Raw genomic sequence first — 15976 nt, 5'->3', positions numbered from 1 at the left:
TGAACGGCCGACGACCGGCACCGAGAGCCGGTCGTCGGGTGATGGGTCGGCCTTGACGTGGAAGCCGAGTCGGTCAGGCGGACCGGCGATTGGTCGCGTGGGTGGGAGTGCGGGTGGTGGGGCGGTCGGGGGCCTTCCTTCGCTGGAAGGGAAGGTAGCGCTCCGCGCGGTGAGGACGAGCGGGCACCAGCGTGGGCTCGACCGCCACGATGCGGTCGAACCGGAAGGCGCGGATGCCGGCCTTGGTGCGGCACCACCCCACCAGATACCAGTGATCGCGGTGGACGAGGCAGGTGACCGGCTCGACGTCACGGGACGTGACCCGCCCGCCGGCGTCGCGGTAGTGGAGCCGCACCACCTGCCGGCCGGTCACGGCGCCCGCTATCGTGCGGGCACGCCTCGCCACGTCGGGCGGCAGCGGCGTGGTTAGGGTGTCGAGGGTCTCGGCGATGACGTCGTCGCCGAAGTCGAGGTTTTCGAACACGTTGCGCAGGCCCCGGCGGGCGGTGACGGCCTGTGGGCCCTCCCCCAGATGGGCCAGGGACAGGGCGAGAGCGGCGATTTCGGCGGTCGTCAGGAGCGGGGTGGTGACGTTGGCCATACAAGAAGACTACCCGCCGCCACCGACATTTTTCGAACACCGGGTCTTGGAGCGGTCGACTCCGAGGCGAGTGTTCGTTACCTCGGAGTGACGACTTACTGTCCCTCCGGAACGCCGCCGCGACCGGCGAACGGCCGCCCCACGGGGGGCGCGGAGAGCCGGGCGAGCCGGCCGTCCCACCGGGGCAGGCAGAGCGGGCCGTCCCACCACGCGCGGATGGCCGGCCGCCCTACGGGGCGAGCCGGCCGTCGACGCTGAGAGAATGCCCGCCCTCCCGATGGGCAGTGGAGAGCGGGTGGTACGGCTCGTGCGGAGCCGTACCACCTGGTGATCAGCGGGAGAGCTGGGACAGGTCGCGAGAGGCGCCGGTGGAGGCGGAGGTCGTCAGCGCGGCGTAGGCCTGCAGGGCGGCGCTGACCTGCCGGTCGCGGTCACGGGGACGATAGCGGCCGAGGTCGGCCAGCAGTCGCTCGCGGCGGGCGGCGAGGTCGGCCTCGGAGACCTTGAGCTCGATGCCGCGACCGGGGATGTCGATCTCGATCAGGTCGCCGTCCTCGACCAGGGCGATGACGCCGCCCTCGGCCGCCTCGGGGGAGGCGTGCCCGATCGAGAGGCCCGAGGTGCCGCCGGAGAACCGGCCGTCGGTGACCAGAGCGCACGCCTTGCCGAGACCCTTGCCCTTGAGGAAGCTCGTGGGGTAGAGCATCTCCTGCATGCCCGGACCGCCCTTGGGGCCCTCGTAGCGGATGACCACGACGTCGCCGGCCGAGACCCTGTTGCCGAGGATGCCCTCGACCGCGTCCTCCTGCGACTCGAACACCACGGCCGGGCCGCTGAACCTCCACACCGACTCGTCGACGCCCGCCGTCTTGACGATGCAACCCTCGGGCGCGATGTTGCCGTAGAGCACGGCCAGGCCGCCGTCACGGGTGTAGGCGTGCGCGATGTCACGGACGCAGCCCTCGGCGCGGTCGAGGTCGAGCGACTCCCACTGCGCGTTCTGGGAGTAGGCCTTGACCGTACGGACGTTGCCGGGCGCGGCGTGCCAGAGCTCCAGCGCCTCCTCGGTCACGCCGGGAGACTTGGGGTCCCACGCGTTGACGAACTCGGTGAGCGAGGCCGCGTGGACGCTGTGGGTGTCGCGGTTGAGCAGCCCCGCCCGGTCGAGCTCGCCGAGGATCGCGGGGATGCCGCCCGCCCGGTGGACGTCCTCCACGTGGTACTTCGACGTGGCGGGCGCCACCTTGCACAGGCACGGCACGCGCAGGGAGACCTCGTTGATCTCCTTGAGCCCGAAGTCGACACCGGCCTCACGGGCCGCCGCCAGCAGGTGGAGGATGGTGTTCGTCGAGCCGCCCATGGCCACGTCGAGCGCCATGGCGTTCTCGAAGGCGTCGCGGGTGGCGATGCTGCGCGGCAGCACCGACTCGTCGTCGTGCTCGTAGTAGCGCTTGGTGATCTCGACGATCTTGCGCCCGGCCTTCTCGAACAGCGCCTTACGGGCACTGTGGGTGGCCAGCGTGGTGCCGTTGCCAGGAAGCCCGAGGCCGATCGCCTCGGCGAGGCAGTTCATCGAGTTGGCGGTGAACATGCCGCTGCAGGAGCCGCACGTCGGGCAGGCCGCCTCCTCCATTTCGAGCAGCTCGGCGTCGGAGACGCTCTCGTCGGCCGCCGCGACCATGGGGTCGATCAGGTCGAGCTTGCGGCCCGACGTGGTCTTGCCGGCCTCCATGGGACCGCCGGAGACGAAGAGGGTGGGGATGTTGAGCCGGAACGCGGCCAGCAGCATGCCGGGCGTGATCTTGTCGCAGTTGGAGACACAGATCAACGCGTCGGCGCAGTGGGCGTTGACCATGTACTCGACCGCGTCGGCGATCAGCTCGCGGGAGGGCAGCGAGTAGAGCATGCCGCCGTGGCCCATGGCGATGCCGTCGTCGACGGCGATGGTGTTGAACTCGCGCGGGATGCCCCCCGCCTCGCGGACGCCGCCCGCCACCACCTCGGCCACCTCGCGAAGGTGGACGTGACCGGGGACGAACTGGGTGAAGCTGTTGGCCACCGCGATGATCGGCTTGCCGAAGTCCTCGCCGGCTACCCCCGTGGCGCGGAGGAGGGCGCGAGCCCCGACCATGTTCCTGCCATGAGTGACCGTACGAGACCTGAGGGCCGGCATGACCGTTCTCCCATCCGACGACGCTGAGTCTTCAAATGGTACGGCCACCGCCCGTCTGGCGAGACCAGCGGTCCACAGGCTGGACAGGCCGGCGGACGGGAACCGGAGCGCGCCGGCGGGACGTACAAGATCCTTCGGGATTCCCGGGGGCAGTGGTGGACGGTGACGGGAACCCCGAAGGACCCTCTGGTGGTCAGCTCTCGGGGTAGCGGGCCGGGAGGACCTGCTCAGCGGCGGCGTAGATCTCCTCGACCTCGTCGCTGGTCAAGGAGCGTTCCCGGTTGGTGATCCACTTGCTCACGCGGCTGCCGTCGAAGACGTCGACCTCGCGGATGTTGAGGATCTTCCACGGGATCGCCGGGCCGTAGATCGCGAGGGACGGCACCACGCTGACCTCACGGCCGAGCTCCCTGGTGATCAGCTCGCTCGCCTGGGACGCCTCCCAGCGCGCCTCGTCGAGGCGCGGCTTCTGGTTGAACGGCCCGTGGAACAGCTTGCGGTGCGACTGAACGCGCACCGGGAGCCGCTTGTCCCATTTCTCGGAGTCGACGGCGTACACCCCCGTCGGGCCGACGACCAGGTGGTCGATCTGGGCGTCGCTATCGGGGATGGCGCGCGCGTGCAGCGTGAGGTAGCCGTTTCTTTCTAGCTTCCTCAGCTGGGCTTCGGTGCGCCGCTCGGCGGCCGAGGCGCGGCGCCAGGGCGCGACCGTTGAGGCCGTACGCGCACGGTAGACGGTGTCGGCGATCGCGGCGATGATCGCCGCGACCAGGCCGAGCCGCCAGCTCCACATCGGGATGCCGACGACCAGACCCGCACCGGCGGCGATCAGGGCACGCACCCGCAGATGCTGATATCTGGGCTGCTGAAGCAGTCCGAGCAGCGACGCGCGCTGAATCGGCGCGTATGTCGCCTCAGGAGCTGGGGGCCGAGATTTCGGCTCCGAGGGACGCTCACTCACCCATATGGGTGACGTATTGTGACCGTCATCAGGTTCTAGACCGGAATCCACGTAACTCACGGTAGTTGACGCCCAAGGGCATGCCTAGTGTTGGCTAGTTCACATTTTTGTGGCCGTCTCTTCCCGCATTGTAAGGCGAAAAGCCGGGTATCTAACTCTTTTCTCTCTAGATAACCGTTGCTCAAAGGCCCTACTGTGCGGAAGCGTGGCGCACATACACGATCTTACAGCCCTGGAGCAGGCGGCGGCCGTGCGATCCCTGGAGCTGTCTCCGGTGGAGATCACCAAGCACTATCTGGAGCGCGTCGAGCGGATCGATCCCGAGGTCGGAGCGTTCGTCACGCTGACCGCCGACCGGGCGCTCGACGAGGCGCGCAGGGCCGAGGCCCTCGCCCTGGAGGGCGGAGCCGATCTTCCCCCGCTGCTCGGAGTGCCCATCCCGATCAAGGACCTGAACCTCGTCAAGGACGTTCCCATCCACTTCGGCTCCTCCACCTACGAGGGCTTCGTCGCGCCCGTCGACGACAGCGTGGTCGAGCGGCTGCGGGACGCCGGCACGATCATGATCGGCAAGACCGCGACCCCCGAGTTCGGCCTTCCCTGCTACACCGAGACCTACGTGTCGCCCCCCTCCCGCACGCCCTGGGACCTCACCCGGTCGGCGGGAGGTTCGAGCGGGGGAGCGGCGGCCGCGGTCGCGGCCGGCCTGGCCCCCGCCGCGCACGGCAGCGACGGTGCGGGCTCCATCCGCATCCCCGCCTCCGTCTGCGGCCTGTACGGCATCAAGCCGACCCGGGGGCGCATCTCCTTCGCGCCGATCGTCCCCGACCTTGCGGGGCTGTCGACCAACGGGCCCATCGCGCGCACGGTGGCGGACGCCGCCGCGCTCCTTGAGGTCATGGCCCACAACCAGCCCGGCGACCTGTACGTCGCGCCGCCGTCGCCGGTCGGCTTCACCGAGGCGGTCACGCGCGAGCCGGGCCGCCTCAGGATCGGCAGGAACGCCACGCCCGTGGTGCCGGGCTCGGAGGTGCATCCGGACGTCCTTGAGGCCTACGAGAAGGCCTCGGCGCTGCTGGAGTCGCTCGGTCACGAGGTCGTCGACATGCCGCCGCCGTTCGACCCCTCCATCGTGAGCGAGTTCGAGAAGCTGTGGTTCTGCTTCTCCTGCATGCACCCGGTGGACCCCTCGCTGGAGCCGAAGCTGCGCCCCCTGACCAGGTGGCTGCGTGCGCGGGGCTTCGCGACCACGGCTCCGGAGTTCCTCCAGGCCCAGGCGACGCTGCAGACGGCGACGCGATTCGGCTTCCTGGTGATGAACGAGTACGACGCGGTCCTCAGCCCCACCGTGACCTTGCCGCCGGTGCCCGTCGGCTGGTTCGAGGACGTCGAGGACCCCGAGGAGACCTTCCACCGCATGGAGCGGTTCGCGCCGTTCGCCGCGATCTACAACGTCAGCGGCCAGCCCGCCGTCAACCTTCCCCTGCACTGGACCGATGAGGGCCTGCCGATCGGCGTGATGCTCGCCGGGCGGTTCGGCGACGAGGCCACGCTCATCTCGGTCTCGGCCCAGGTCGAGGCGGCGGTCGGCGGGTTCTGGGGCGATCGGCGGCCCGCCGTCTGGTGACCGGCGGTTTACGACGCGACGCCGCGCGCCACCGGGCCCTCGATCAGCTCGACCAGCCGGGCGGCGACGTCCGCCAGCAGCGTCGAGGGCTCGATCGTCGCGCCCGCGACCGCCGAGAACAGACTGGGCAGGCCCGGCAGGGGGAAACCGTCGTCGCGCGTGGCATGGTGACCGATGCCGTTCTTGTCGAGGTGCGCCCGGCTCCGGGCCCAGGCCTCGAGCACCTCCTCCGGCGAGGGCACGCCGAAACCGTGACCCACCGGCGCGGCGTGACGCAGCCGTACCAGCGGGGTGTCGGCGAACGCGAGCGCGACCTTGCACCGCAGGGCGAGGCTCTCGAGGGCCTCGGCGGCGATCCAGTCCATGGCCGTGCACGGCCTGCGGCACTTGGCGACGCACGTCGCCATCGCCCCGGCGAGCTGGCTGTGCTGGCGGTCGAAGTAGGCCCGCCAGCCCTCGGGCGGCTCGTGGGCGACCCGCAGCGTTCGCTCGGCCGCCGACCTCTCGCTCTTGGTGTGGTCGCACTCGCGGTCGCCGATCACGCCGAACCGGCTGCCCTCGGCGCGCAATCCCTCGGGCCAGCGCGCCGGGTCGCCGGCGTGCCCGAGCACCGGCTCGAAGGCCAGCAGCGGAAGATACTCGCCCGCGATGTGCAGGGCCGCCATCACCGAGCTGAGCTCGCGCCGCTCCCAGCGGACCTGGATGACCTCCAGCAGCAGCCCGTAGGCGGGCCTGAGGGAGGCGAGGGCGCCTCGCGGCTGCTCGCGGGGCGTCTGGGGCATGTGGCAGTCACGCGCGCGGCGTCTCAGGGCGCTGGGGACGGTCTTCGCGTCGACCTCGGCGGCGAAGTCCTCGGCGTCGAGCGTGAGCAGCCGCTGGCCGAACTCGCAGAGCGCCGGGATCAGCACGGCCTCCGGCACGACCTTGGGAGCCAGGGCTCCAAGATCGCCGAAGGCGTACCGCCGGGCGAGCTCGGTGAGAAGATCGAGGGGCGATTTCACCTGGTAACCCTCTCACGCGACCGGTGATCCGCCTTCCATGCGTGCCGCCGCGGTGAGGGCCAGGTCGACGAGCGCGTCCTCGGGCGGCGGGCCGGCGGGGGAGTGCACGTGGATCGCGAACGTGCCCTCGCTCGTCCGCGCCGAGACCACCCCCGGGTACAGCATGGCGCCGGTGCCCACCCCGGAGAGCTGGCGCCCCTCCACACGGGTCAGCAGGTGCCCGAGGACCATCAGGTAGCCGCCCCGCGCGCCGGACGCCGCGTGCACGTCCACGGTCACCGGGGTCCCGCCGGTCGTCTCGTAGCGGCACGACCGCACGGCCAGCCAGGGGGGCGTGGGCAGCGTCTCCCGGTACGGCCCGGCGGGGCCGACCGTGATGCCGAGCGCCCGTCGCAGGTCGCCGGGCGTGACCAGAGCGGCCGTACGGCCGTCCGCGCCCCCGCCGCCGGAGGCCGCACCCGCCGGGCCGCCGTGGTCGGTGCCCTCGCCGGACACCGCGAGCGCGCCGCCGCCCGTCCCCGCGGCCGGAGCCAGGGGGGAGCGGCGGAGGACCGGCACCTCGCCGAGGTTCTCGGGGACGTTGAGGAGCAACTCGCCGGTGTCGTCGTAGGAGGACGCGTCGCGGTGCCGCGAGCGGTCGAGGATCTCGATCTCGTGGATCCAGCCGAGCCTCCGCCCGACGCGCGCCCTGACCCGGTCGCCCTCGGCCAGCGGGCTCCACTTGGCCTCCTCGATGCCGAAGGCCTTGACGTCACGCAGGTGACCGTCGTCCAGCGCCACCCAGTAGGCGTACTTGGGCTGGTCGTTGCCGCTGGTGCCGACCTGGATCGCCCGCAGCCGTACGATCTGACCCTCCACCTCCGTCTTGGTGGTCAGGTCGGCGATGGCGAAGGCGATGGGCACCGCGGCCGCGACGGCGGCGCCCAGGTAGGCCACGGGCATGACCAGCGGCTCCGGCCAGCCGAGAACGGCGTGGGCGATGATGCCGAGCAACCAGAGCCAGAACCCGCTCGCGAGCCCGGCGACCAGGCCGCGCCCGATCGTGGGCCAGGGCGGACGGCCCCACATGATGCGCCGTGGATAGCGGACGTTGACGACGTGCCACATGCCGCCGTAGTCGGACCAGGCCCGTTTGTCGTCGGCGGGGACGCTGATCGGCAGGCTGGTCACCGCCCGTCTCGCCAGGCCGAGAGCGGCGGCGTAGGCGAGGTGCCGCCCCCAGATGGTGACGGCCGCGGCGGGCTGCTCGGCGAACCCCTGGTTGGCGGCCAGGTGGGCGCGCACCCCCATCCAGTAGCCCGCGACCCTGGCCCCCTCTGCCGTGCCGCGCTCGCCGTTCAGCCTTCCCAGCAGCGAGGTGAGCAGCGCGAAGCCGACGATGGCCGCCCCGAACCCCCCGTCCTTGTGGCCGGTGTCCGCCGTCGCGGCCACCGCGACGCCGAGGGCGAGGGCCGGCACCGCCGCGGCGACCGTGAGCAGTGCCGCCTGGGACCTGCTCCAGCGGGGCCGCGACAGGCCCTTCTCACGCGCCTCCACGATCACTTTCCTGCGGAAGCTCTTCCACCAGCGGCCGAGGTTCCTCGCGCCCTCGGCCAGTGCGCCGGTGGCCACGACCCCGTCGGTGGCGAGGGACCGCACATGGTCGTGGACCAGCTTCTCGTACGCCGTGAGCGCCGTGCGGGGCTCGCGGAGCCGCACGAGGGACAGCTCGGGGCCGATCTCCTCGATCTGGACCGCGCCCTTCGCGGCCAGGTCGAGCAGGGTCGCCGAGGCGGCCTCGTCGCACAGACGCCAGTTGCCGGTGATCAGGTCGACCAGCGCGGGCGACTCGTCGCGTAGCTCGCTGGTGGGCGGCCCCGGCTCGATGTCGGGGCTGCGCGTGGAGAAGGCCAGCGTCGCCAGCAGGAGCAGCCAGAGGCCGAGGGCGGCCACGACGACGAGTATGTAGATCATCGCAGGGGCGGGGTTAGAAGCGGACCTGGACCGGGCCGCGCTCCTCGCCCGGCGCCTGGAAGTACTCGCGCTGCTGGAATCCGGTCATGCCGGCCACGATGTTGGCGGGGACCGTCTGGATGCCGTTGTTGTAGGCGAGCACGGCGTCGTTGTAGTACTGCCGGGAGTAGGCGATGCGGTTCTCGCTGCTCGCGAGCTCCTCCTGCAGCGCGGCGAAGTTCTGGTTGGCCTTCAGGTCGGGGTAGGCCTCCGAGAGGGCGAACAGGTTCTTCAGGGCGCCCGAGAGCATGTTCTCCGCGGCGGCCTGGTCGTGCGGGCCCTGGGCCGACACCGCCTGCCGCCGGGCGGCGACCACCGCTTCGAGGGTCTGGCGCTCGTGGGAGGCGTACCCCTTCACGGTCTCGACGAGGTTCGGGATCAGATCGTGGCGGCGCTTGAGCTGCACGTCGATCTGCGCCCAGGCGTTGTCCACCGCCCCGCGCCTGCGGATCAGCCCGTTGTAGGTCGTGACGACGACGAAGATGAGGACGAGGGCGAGGATGCCGACGACGACGAGGGTGATCAAGGGGGGCCTCCCTGACGTACGGTGACAGCGCGCACAGTAGACCTGCCGTGGCCTGCTGTAAACGGATGCTGCCGGGTTCTGGCCCAATAGCACCGCGTGCTGGTTGCAACGCGCTTACAACGCCGTTGAAGCCGACCGGCCCGCCTGACGTCCAACCGGACTTGGACATCGGGCGGGCCGGGCCTCAAGGAGGGTGTTCCTCGGGCGGGCAGGCCGGGCCCGGGCCCGTGGGGCACGGGCCGGCCTGCGGGGTGTGGCGGAAGGACCTCAGGCGGCCGAGGCGTCCTTGGCCCTGGCGCGCAGGGCCCGGCTGATGCTGTCGGCGCCCTCCAGCAGGAGGCGGCGCAGCGCGTGCGGAGGCTCGGAGGAGGAGATGTAGTCCTGCGTCCTCGCCACGGTGCTCGTGTCGATCAGCAGCGCGGGGTAGCACCCGGTCGCGAAGCGCTGGGCGCTGTCGGAGGTCCAGCTCTTGTAGATGCGGCCGACCTCCTCGAAGAAGCGCTCGCCGTACGGCTGGAGCAGCTCGACGTGGTTCGGGTCCATGAACCCGACGACGGTCGAGCGCAGGACCGCGCCGCTCAGCGTGCCCCCGGTGATCGAGGCCCACGCCTGGGCCTTGCTCTCGGCGGTGGGGATCGCCGCCTGGCACAGGGCCGCCGACCGCTCGCCGGTGGCCGTCGGGTCGCGCCGCAGCTCGGCCGCGATGTCGTCGGCGGAGAACACCCCGCCCGACACCAGCGCGTGGATCAGCGTCCAGCGCAGGTCGGCGTCCACGGTCAGGCCCTCGGGAACGGAGGCGCCGTCGAGGATGCCCTGGACGAACGCCAGGTCGCCGGGGGAGGTGGCGCCCGCGGTGAAGGCGTTGACGTAGGCCAGCTGGTGGTCGGAGCCGGGCTCCGCGGAGGCGATCAGGCCGCGCAGGGCCGCCGACAGCTCGGCGAGGCCGGTGTCGCGCCAGGCCGGGTCGGCGTACTGCTGCGCGGAGTGGCGCGCCTGGCGGATCACCGTCTGCAGCACCGTCATGTCGGTGACGGAGTGGATCCCGGCGGTGACCAGCCGGACGTAGTCGCGCGTCGCCATCTCGGCGTCGCGCGTCATGTCCCACGCGGCCGACCAGCACAGGGCGCGCGGCAGCGACTCGGTGAAGCCGGCGATGCCGCCCTCGACCAGGGTGCGCAGGGAGCGCTCGTCGAGGCGGATCTTGGCGTAGGTCAGGTCGTCGTCGTTGATCAGGACCAGGTCGGGCTGGACCTCGCCGACCAGCTCCTGGACCGGGGTGCGGGCGCCGACGACGTCGAGCTCGACGCGCTTCACACGGACCAGGGCGCCCTCGACCCGGGAGTAGAGGCCGATGGCGACGCGGTGGGACCGCAGGGTCGGGTAGTCGGCCGGGGCCTCCTGCAGGACCTCGAAGTTGAGGAACCGGCCCTGCGGGTCGACGCTGAACGACGGGCGCAGCGTGTTGACCCACGCGGTCTCCAGCCACTCCTTCGACCACGACGACAGGTCGCGGCCGGAGGTGCGCTCAAGGGCCGTCAGCAGGTCCTTCAGCTCGGTGTTGCCCCAGGCGTGCTCACCGAAGTAGTCGCGGACGCCGGCCAGGAAGTTGTCGAGCCCGACGTACGCCACGAGCTGCTTGAGGACGGCGGCGCCCTTGGCGTAGGTGATGCCGTCGAAGTTGACCTCGACGGCCTGCATGTCGGGGATGTCGGCGGCGATCGGGTGGGTGGAGGGCAGCTGGTCCTGCCGGTAGGCCCAGGACTTCTCCACGTTGGCGAACGTGGTCCACGCCGTCTGGCCCCAGCGGGTGGCCTCGGACTGGCACAGGACCGACATGTACGTCGCGAACGACTCGTTCAGCCACAGGTCGTCCCACCAGCGCATGGTGACCAGGTCGCCGAACCACATGTGCGCCATCTCGTGCAGGATCGTCTCGGCGCGGCGCTCCACCACGGCGTCGGTGACGCGCGAGCGGAAGATGTAGTCCTCCAGCAGGGTCACCGCTCCGGCGTTCTCCATCGCGCCCGCGTTGAACTCCGGCACGAACAGCTGGTCGTACTTGCCGAACGGGTAGCGGACGCCGAAGACCCGGTGGAAGAAGTCGAAGCCCTGCTTGGTGACCTCGATGACGTTGTCGGCGTCGAGGTGCTCGGCCAGGGAGGCACGGCAGAAGACGCCGAGGGGGATGCCGTCGTGCTCGTCGCGCACCACGGCGTACGGCCCGGCGACCAGGGCCGTGATGTACGTCGACATGACCGGGGTGGGGGGGAAGTGCCAGCGCTTGGCCGTCTGGAGCGTGCCGTGGCGCCCGTGGTGCTCCTCCAGCTCCTCGACGGAGTCGGGAGCGGCGTTGGAGACGACCTCCCAGTCGGACGGCACGAGCGTCGTCAGCTCGAAGGAGGCCTTGAGGTCGGGCTGGTCGAAACAGGCGTACATGCGGTGGGCGTCGGCCGTCTCGAACTGCGAGTGCAGGTAGATCTTCTGGTCGACGGGGTCGACGAACCGGTGCAGGCCCTCGCCGCTGCGCATGTAGGTGCAGTCGGCATCGATCTGGAGCTCGTTGCTCGCCCACAGGCCCGAAAGGGGCAGACGGCCCTTCTCCGGGTCGTAGGCGGTCACGTCGATCTCCGCGCCGTTCAGGACGGCCTTGCGGACCCTCGCCTCGGCCAGGTCGATGAACGTGCTCGCCCCGGGCTCACTGCAGGAGAAGCGGACCGTAGTGATGCTCTCGAACCGCTCGTCGCCTTCGGTGAGGTCCAGCTCGACCGCGTAGGAGTCCACCTTCAGCAGTCGGGCCCGCTCCCGGGCTTCGTCACGGGTCAGGTTGCCTGCCACATCCGCTCCTCATCACGACTCTCCCCCGCCCCTTCGCGAGAGGGATGCATGAATCCTGCCACGTCGGGCGCCCTGATGCGGCACCGGAACAGGGGGAGCGGCGGCCCGCGAGACGGATGAGGGGGGACCCCAGGAGGGGACGATCTATTCCTTGATTCCTACCGGAATACAAAGGAATAGAAATCGCCGCGACGCCGGTTGTGGCTGCCGTGGCATTGGAACCACTTCGAAACCACGATCAGGGAAGCTGGCCATGACTGAACGAACCCCGGTGGACTTCTGGTTCGACCCGTTCTGCCCATGGGCGTGGATGACCTCGCGCTGGCTGCTGGAGGTGCGGGCCGTACGGCCCGTCGAACCGCGCTGGCACATCATGAGCCTCGCCGTGCTCAACGAGGACAAGGACATCCCGGACTCTTACCGCGAGATCCTCAAGAACGCGATGGGGCCGGTACGCGTGCTCCAGGCGGCCGCCGACAAGTACGGCACCGACGTCCTCGGCCCCCTCTACACCGAGCTGGGCCTTCGCATCCACATCCAGGGCCGTCTCAGGCCGAGCGAGCCCGGCGAGGAGTTCGACACGGCGCTCGCCCTCCGCGAGGTGCTCGCGGAGGGCCTCGAGGCCGCCGGGCTCGACCCCCAGCTGGTGGACGCCGTCGACTCCACCGAGTTCGACGAGGCCGTGCGCCGGTCGCACAACAAGGGCATCGAGCTGGTCGGCCAGGAGGTCGGCACTCCGGTCATCGCCGTCGACGGCGTGGCCTTCTTCGGCCCGGTGATCTCCCCCGCCCCCAGGGGCGAGGACGCCGGCAAGCTCTGGGACGGCGTGCTCCTGGTCGCGGGCACCGACGGCTTCTTCGAGCTGAAGCGCTCGCGCACCCGCGAACCCGTCTTCGACTGATCGGCCGAGCCGCGATCCGGCCGTCTTCCAGAGGGTTGCGACCTTGTGGACACCCATGGTCAACTCAAGCCGTACTTCTAGCTTGACCGTACCGTCGGTGGGGAAGGCGACAGGATGTTGGCGACCGCGCGGCACCCCATCCGCTGGACGCGCACCCGCCGGGCGGTGGACGGACACCGCCCGGCGGCGCGAACCGCCGCCGGGCACCGCGCGCGCAGGGATTGAGGGGTATGCGTCACCTATACGTGCAAGGAGCCTGGGTGCCCTCGTCGTCGGGTGAGGGCATCGACGTGGTCAATCCCGCGACGGAAGAGGTCGTCGACCGGGTGCCCGCCGGCTCGGTGGAGGACGTCGGCAGGGCCGTCTCCGCGGCGCGCGAGGCGTTCCCCGAGTGGTCTCGCACGTCGCCCGCCGAGCGCGCCAAGATCCTCCGGTCGGCCGCCGACCTGCTGAGGGCCCGCGCCGAGGAGGTCGCGCGGATCATCGCCGTCGACATGGGCGCGCCGTACCCCCTGGCCCTGAAGGTGCAGACGCTGATGCCCGCCGGGGTGCTCGCCGACTTCGCGCGGCTGGCCGAGGAGCACGGCGGGTCGGAAAGGCGCGTCGGAAACTCCCTGATCCTGCGGGAGCCGGTCGGCGTCGTGGGCGCCGTCACCCCGTGGAACTACCCGCTGCACCAGGTCGTGTGCAAGGTCGCCCCCGCGCTCGCCGCCGGCTGCACGGTCGTGCTCAAGCCGAGCGAGGTCGCCCCGCTCGCGGCCTACGCGCTGGCCGAGATCCTGCACGAGGCGGGCCTGCCGGCCGGCGTGTTCAACATGGTCAGCGGGCACGGGCCCGTCGTCGGCGAGGCGATCGCCGCCCACCCTGACGTCGACATGGTGTCCTTCACCGGGTCGACCCGGGCCGGCCGGCGGGTCTCGGAGCTCGCCGCCCGCACGGTGAAGCGCGTCGCGCTGGAGCTCGGCGGCAAGTCCGCCAACGTCATCCTCCCGGACGCCGACCTGGGCGCGGCCGTGAAGTCCGGCGTGGCCAACGCCTTCGTCAACTCCGGCCAGACGTGCTCGGCCTGGACCCGCATGCTCGTCCACCGTGACCAGTACGACGACGCCGTCAGGCAGGCGGTGGCCGCAGCGTCCGCCTACACCGTCGGCGACCCCTTCGACGCGGCCACGCGCCTCGGCCCCCTGGTCTCGGCCGCCCAGCGCGACCGGGTGGTCCACTACATCAACCGCGGCCAGGAGGAGGGCGCGCGCCTGGTGGCGGGCGGCGCCGACCGGCCGCTCGAACGCGGCTACTACGTCGAGCCCACCGTCTTCGCCGGGGTCGCCCCCGGCATGGTGATCGAGCAGGAGGAGATCTTCGGTCCCGTCCTGTCGATCATCCACTACACCTCGGTCGACGAGGCCGTGGAGATCGCCAACGGCACGCCGTACGGTCTGGCGGGCGCGGTGTGGGCGGCCACCGAGGAGGGCGCGGTGGCCGTGGCGCGCAGGCTGCGCACCGGCCAGGTCGCGATCAACGGCGGCCGGTTCAACCCCTCGGCCCCGTTCGGCGGCTACAAGCAGTCCGGGAACGGGCGCGAGCTCGGAGAGTTCGGGCTGGAGGAGTATCTCGAGGTCAAGTCCCTGCAGATGTGATCCGAAGGGCGGGTGCCCCCCATGAAGCCGTCTGGTACGCCGGTTCGCCGGGTCAGCGCGTTCGACATCGCGCTGGCGCTCGGCGGGCTGCTCCTCATCCTGCTCGCCGTGCAGAACGCCGGGCCCGCCCTCGCGGCCCTCACCGGCGACGGGGTCCGGGGCACCTTCACCGCGCAGCGGCTCGACTGCATCGAGCATCCCGGTCACGAGCAGTGCAACTGGGTCGGCACGTTCCGGTCAGGCGACGGCAGGGCCGTCCGTGAGGGCATCGCGTTCTACGGGAGCGAGCGGGGCACGTTCACGCCGGGGGCGACGTCCCCGTCGTTCGACACCGGCAGGCTCGGCCACGTGTACGGCCCCGGCGGGTCCAACGAGTGGGTCGTCGTCGCCGCCCTGCTGCTCGTCGGTCTCGGCCTCGCGCTGCGGCCCCTGCTGCGGTCGCGCCGCCGGGGCCCGGTGAGGCCGCAGGCCCCGCCGCGCCCCGCGGGCGGCCTCGAACCGACCGCCGGAGGCGTGAGCTAGACGCCAGAGGGGCTGAAACCCCTGCTGGTCGCCCGAACGCGGTCTGGCGAGGGTTATTCACGCACAACGGGCCGATCGCGGTGTGAGGCGGGCTCAGGGAGCCTGCAGCAGGATCTTCCGTGCGGCGTCCTTCGCCAGGCGGTCGACGTAGAGGACGCCGTCGAGGTGGTCGTACTCGTGCTGGAAGCAGCGGGCCAGCAGCCCCCGTGCCTTCACCTTCACCGGGCGCCCGAGCCGGTCGAACCCGCGCACGGTGACGCCCGCCGCCCGGGGCGTCCTGGCGTACAGCGGCTTGCCGGTGTCGCGGCCGGGAACCGACAGGCAGCCCTCCTCGTCGAGGACCTCCTCGGCGTCGTCCACGATCAGCTCGGGGTTGATGACGTGGCCCTTGCGCCCGCTGGCGTCGTACACGAAGAGCTTCTTGGACACCCCGATCTGGGGAGCCGCCAGCCCGACACCGTCGGCCGCGTACATCGCGTCCATCATCTCGTCGATCAGGCGGCGCAGATCCCGGTCGAATTCCGTGACCGGCTCGGTGGGGGTGCGCAGGACCGGGTCACCGATCACGCGGATCTCACGCATGAAGCTCTCCTGTAAGGGTTCATCTGGCTAGCCGCCCATTACTGTAACGGAATACGCGCCGGTGACACCGCCGACTCCGAAGATCAACGGCGTGCGGCGAGGCCCGATGGACCAGTGGTGCGCGCGGCTGCGACAATGAGCCCGTGCGCGTCTACATCGCCGCCGATCACGCCGGCTACGAACTCAAGAACCACCTGGTCTCCTGGCTCAAGGACCACGGCCACGAGGCCGTCGACGACGGAGCCTTCGTCTACGACGCCGAGGACGACTACCCCACCTTCGTCCTCCGCGCCGCCGAGGCCGTCTCCAACGACCCGGGCAGCTTCGGCGTCGTGATCGGCGGCTCGGGGAACGGCGAGCAGATCGCCGCCAACAAGGTGCGCGGCATCCGCGCGGCCCTGGCCTGGAGCGAGGAGACCGCCTCGCTCGCGCGCATGCACAACGACGCCAACGTCATCAGCCTCGGCGCGCGCATGCACTCCTTGGAGGAGGCCACACGCCTCGTCGAGGTCTTCCTCGGCACCGAGTTCTCGGGCGACGAGAGGCACAGGCGCCGCATCGCCCAGATCTTCGCGTACGAGACCACCGGCGCGCTCCCGCCCCTGCCGGTTTGAGCCA

13 protein-coding genes are annotated in these 15976 nt (G+C 71.0%); 5 read left to right on the top strand and 8 right to left on the bottom strand.

What is annotated here, in order from left to right; all coding sequences use genetic code 11:
• Positions 1 to 73: 73 nt before the first annotated feature.
• From ACGFIV_RS24785 to ACGFIV_RS24775, 3 genes are all read right to left on the bottom strand, one after another.
• Positions 74 to 601, bottom strand: coding sequence for a WYL domain-containing protein (locus tag ACGFIV_RS24785; protein WP_358559806.1), 528 nt, complete (start codon positions 599 to 601; stop codon positions 74 to 76).
• A 331-nt stretch (positions 602 to 932) separates the two neighbouring features.
• A complete protein-coding gene (ilvD, locus tag ACGFIV_RS24780; RefSeq protein WP_358546681.1) occupies positions 933 to 2774 on the bottom strand; it encodes a dihydroxy-acid dehydratase in 1842 nt (613 codons plus the stop codon).
• Between the two features lie 193 nt (positions 2775 to 2967).
• A complete protein-coding gene (locus tag ACGFIV_RS24775) occupies positions 2968 to 3615 on the bottom strand; it encodes a nuclease-related domain-containing protein (protein ID WP_358546684.1) in 648 nt (215 codons plus the stop codon).
• Between the two features lie 325 nt (positions 3616 to 3940).
• On the opposite strand from ACGFIV_RS24775, the gene ACGFIV_RS24770 reads away from it, so the two are divergent.
• Positions 3941 to 5362, top strand: a complete 1422-nt coding sequence (locus tag ACGFIV_RS24770) for an amidase (RefSeq protein ID WP_358546687.1) — start codon at positions 3941 to 3943, stop codon at positions 5360 to 5362.
• Positions 5363 to 5370: 8 nt separating this feature from the next.
• Here the strand turns inward: ACGFIV_RS24770 and ACGFIV_RS24765 are convergent, their stop codons facing one another.
• The 4 genes from ACGFIV_RS24765 to pepN form a co-directional block, all read right to left on the bottom strand.
• Positions 5371 to 6363, bottom strand: a complete 993-nt coding sequence (locus tag ACGFIV_RS24765) for a hypothetical protein (protein WP_392837914.1) — start codon at positions 6361 to 6363, stop codon at positions 5371 to 5373.
• A gap of 12 nt (positions 6364 to 6375) precedes the next feature.
• Positions 6376 to 8316, bottom strand: coding sequence for a DUF2207 family protein (locus tag ACGFIV_RS24760; protein WP_392837912.1), 1941 nt, complete (start codon positions 8314 to 8316; stop codon positions 6376 to 6378).
• Positions 8317 to 8329: 13 nt separating this feature from the next.
• The gene (locus ACGFIV_RS24755) at positions 8330 to 8881 is read right to left on the bottom strand and encodes a LemA family protein (protein WP_358546696.1); all 552 of its coding nucleotides are present in this window, start codon (positions 8879 to 8881) and stop codon (positions 8330 to 8332) included.
• 267 nt (positions 8882 to 9148) lie between these two features.
• Positions 9149 to 11716, bottom strand: a complete 2568-nt coding sequence (gene pepN, locus ACGFIV_RS24750; RefSeq protein WP_358546699.1) for an aminopeptidase N — start codon at positions 11714 to 11716, stop codon at positions 9149 to 9151.
• A 253-nt stretch (positions 11717 to 11969) separates the two neighbouring features.
• On the opposite strand from pepN, the gene ACGFIV_RS24745 reads away from it, so the two are divergent.
• The 3 genes from ACGFIV_RS24745 (at position 11970) to ACGFIV_RS24735 (ending at position 14776) form a co-directional block, all read left to right on the top strand.
• Complete coding sequence (locus ACGFIV_RS24745; protein ID WP_392837909.1) at positions 11970 to 12617, top strand: disulfide bond formation protein DsbA; 648 nt, start codon at positions 11970 to 11972, stop codon at positions 12615 to 12617.
• Between the two features lie 230 nt (positions 12618 to 12847).
• Positions 12848 to 14254, top strand: a complete 1407-nt coding sequence (locus ACGFIV_RS24740; protein ID WP_358546705.1) for an aldehyde dehydrogenase family protein — start codon at positions 12848 to 12850, stop codon at positions 14252 to 14254.
• A 21-nt stretch (positions 14255 to 14275) separates the two neighbouring features.
• Complete coding sequence (locus ACGFIV_RS24735) at positions 14276 to 14776, top strand: hypothetical protein (RefSeq protein ID WP_358546707.1); 501 nt, start codon at positions 14276 to 14278, stop codon at positions 14774 to 14776.
• Between the two features lie 93 nt (positions 14777 to 14869).
• Here the strand turns inward: ACGFIV_RS24735 and def are convergent, their stop codons facing one another.
• A complete protein-coding gene (gene def / locus ACGFIV_RS24730) occupies positions 14870 to 15358 on the bottom strand; it encodes a peptide deformylase (protein ID WP_392837906.1) in 489 nt (162 codons plus the stop codon).
• 143 nt (positions 15359 to 15501) lie between these two features.
• Here def and ACGFIV_RS24725 point away from each other — a divergent pair, with 143 nt between their 5' ends.
• The gene (locus ACGFIV_RS24725) at positions 15502 to 15972 is read left to right on the top strand and encodes a ribose-5-phosphate isomerase (protein WP_358546713.1); all 471 of its coding nucleotides are present in this window, start codon (positions 15502 to 15504) and stop codon (positions 15970 to 15972) included.
• Positions 15973 to 15976 lie beyond the last annotated feature (4 nt).

Origin of the sequence: Sphaerisporangium sp. NPDC049003, from assembly GCF_043197795.1 — a bacterium.
Lineage (GTDB): Bacteria > Actinomycetota > Actinomycetes > Streptosporangiales > Streptosporangiaceae > Sphaerisporangium.
The sequence above is the reverse complement of the archived record's forward strand: the minus strand, read 5'-3'. Positions and strand labels throughout refer to the sequence as shown.

Excerpts from the sequence above, each read along its gene's own strand:
- ACGFIV_RS24745 (WP_392837909.1), top strand. The coding sequence starts at position 11,970 with ATGACTGAACGAACCCCGGTGGACTTCTGGTTCGACCCGTTCTGCCCA.
- ACGFIV_RS24735 (WP_358546707.1), top strand. The coding sequence starts at position 14,276 with ATGAAGCCGTCTGGTACGCCGGTTCGCCGGGTCAGCGCGTTCGACATC.
- ACGFIV_RS24785 (WP_358559806.1), bottom strand. The coding sequence starts at position 601 with ATGGCCAACGTCACCACCCCGCTCCTGACGACCGCCGAAATCGCCGCT.
- def (WP_392837906.1), bottom strand. The coding sequence starts at position 15,358 with ATGCGTGAGATCCGCGTGATCGGTGACCCGGTCCTGCGCACCCCCACC.
- ACGFIV_RS24760 (WP_392837912.1), bottom strand. The coding sequence starts at position 8,316 with ATGATCTACATACTCGTCGTCGTGGCCGCCCTCGGCCTCTGGCTGCTC.
- ACGFIV_RS24740 (WP_358546705.1), top strand. The coding sequence starts at position 12,848 with ATGCGTCACCTATACGTGCAAGGAGCCTGGGTGCCCTCGTCGTCGGGT.
- ilvD (WP_358546681.1), bottom strand. The coding sequence starts at position 2,774 with ATGCCGGCCCTCAGGTCTCGTACGGTCACTCATGGCAGGAACATGGTC.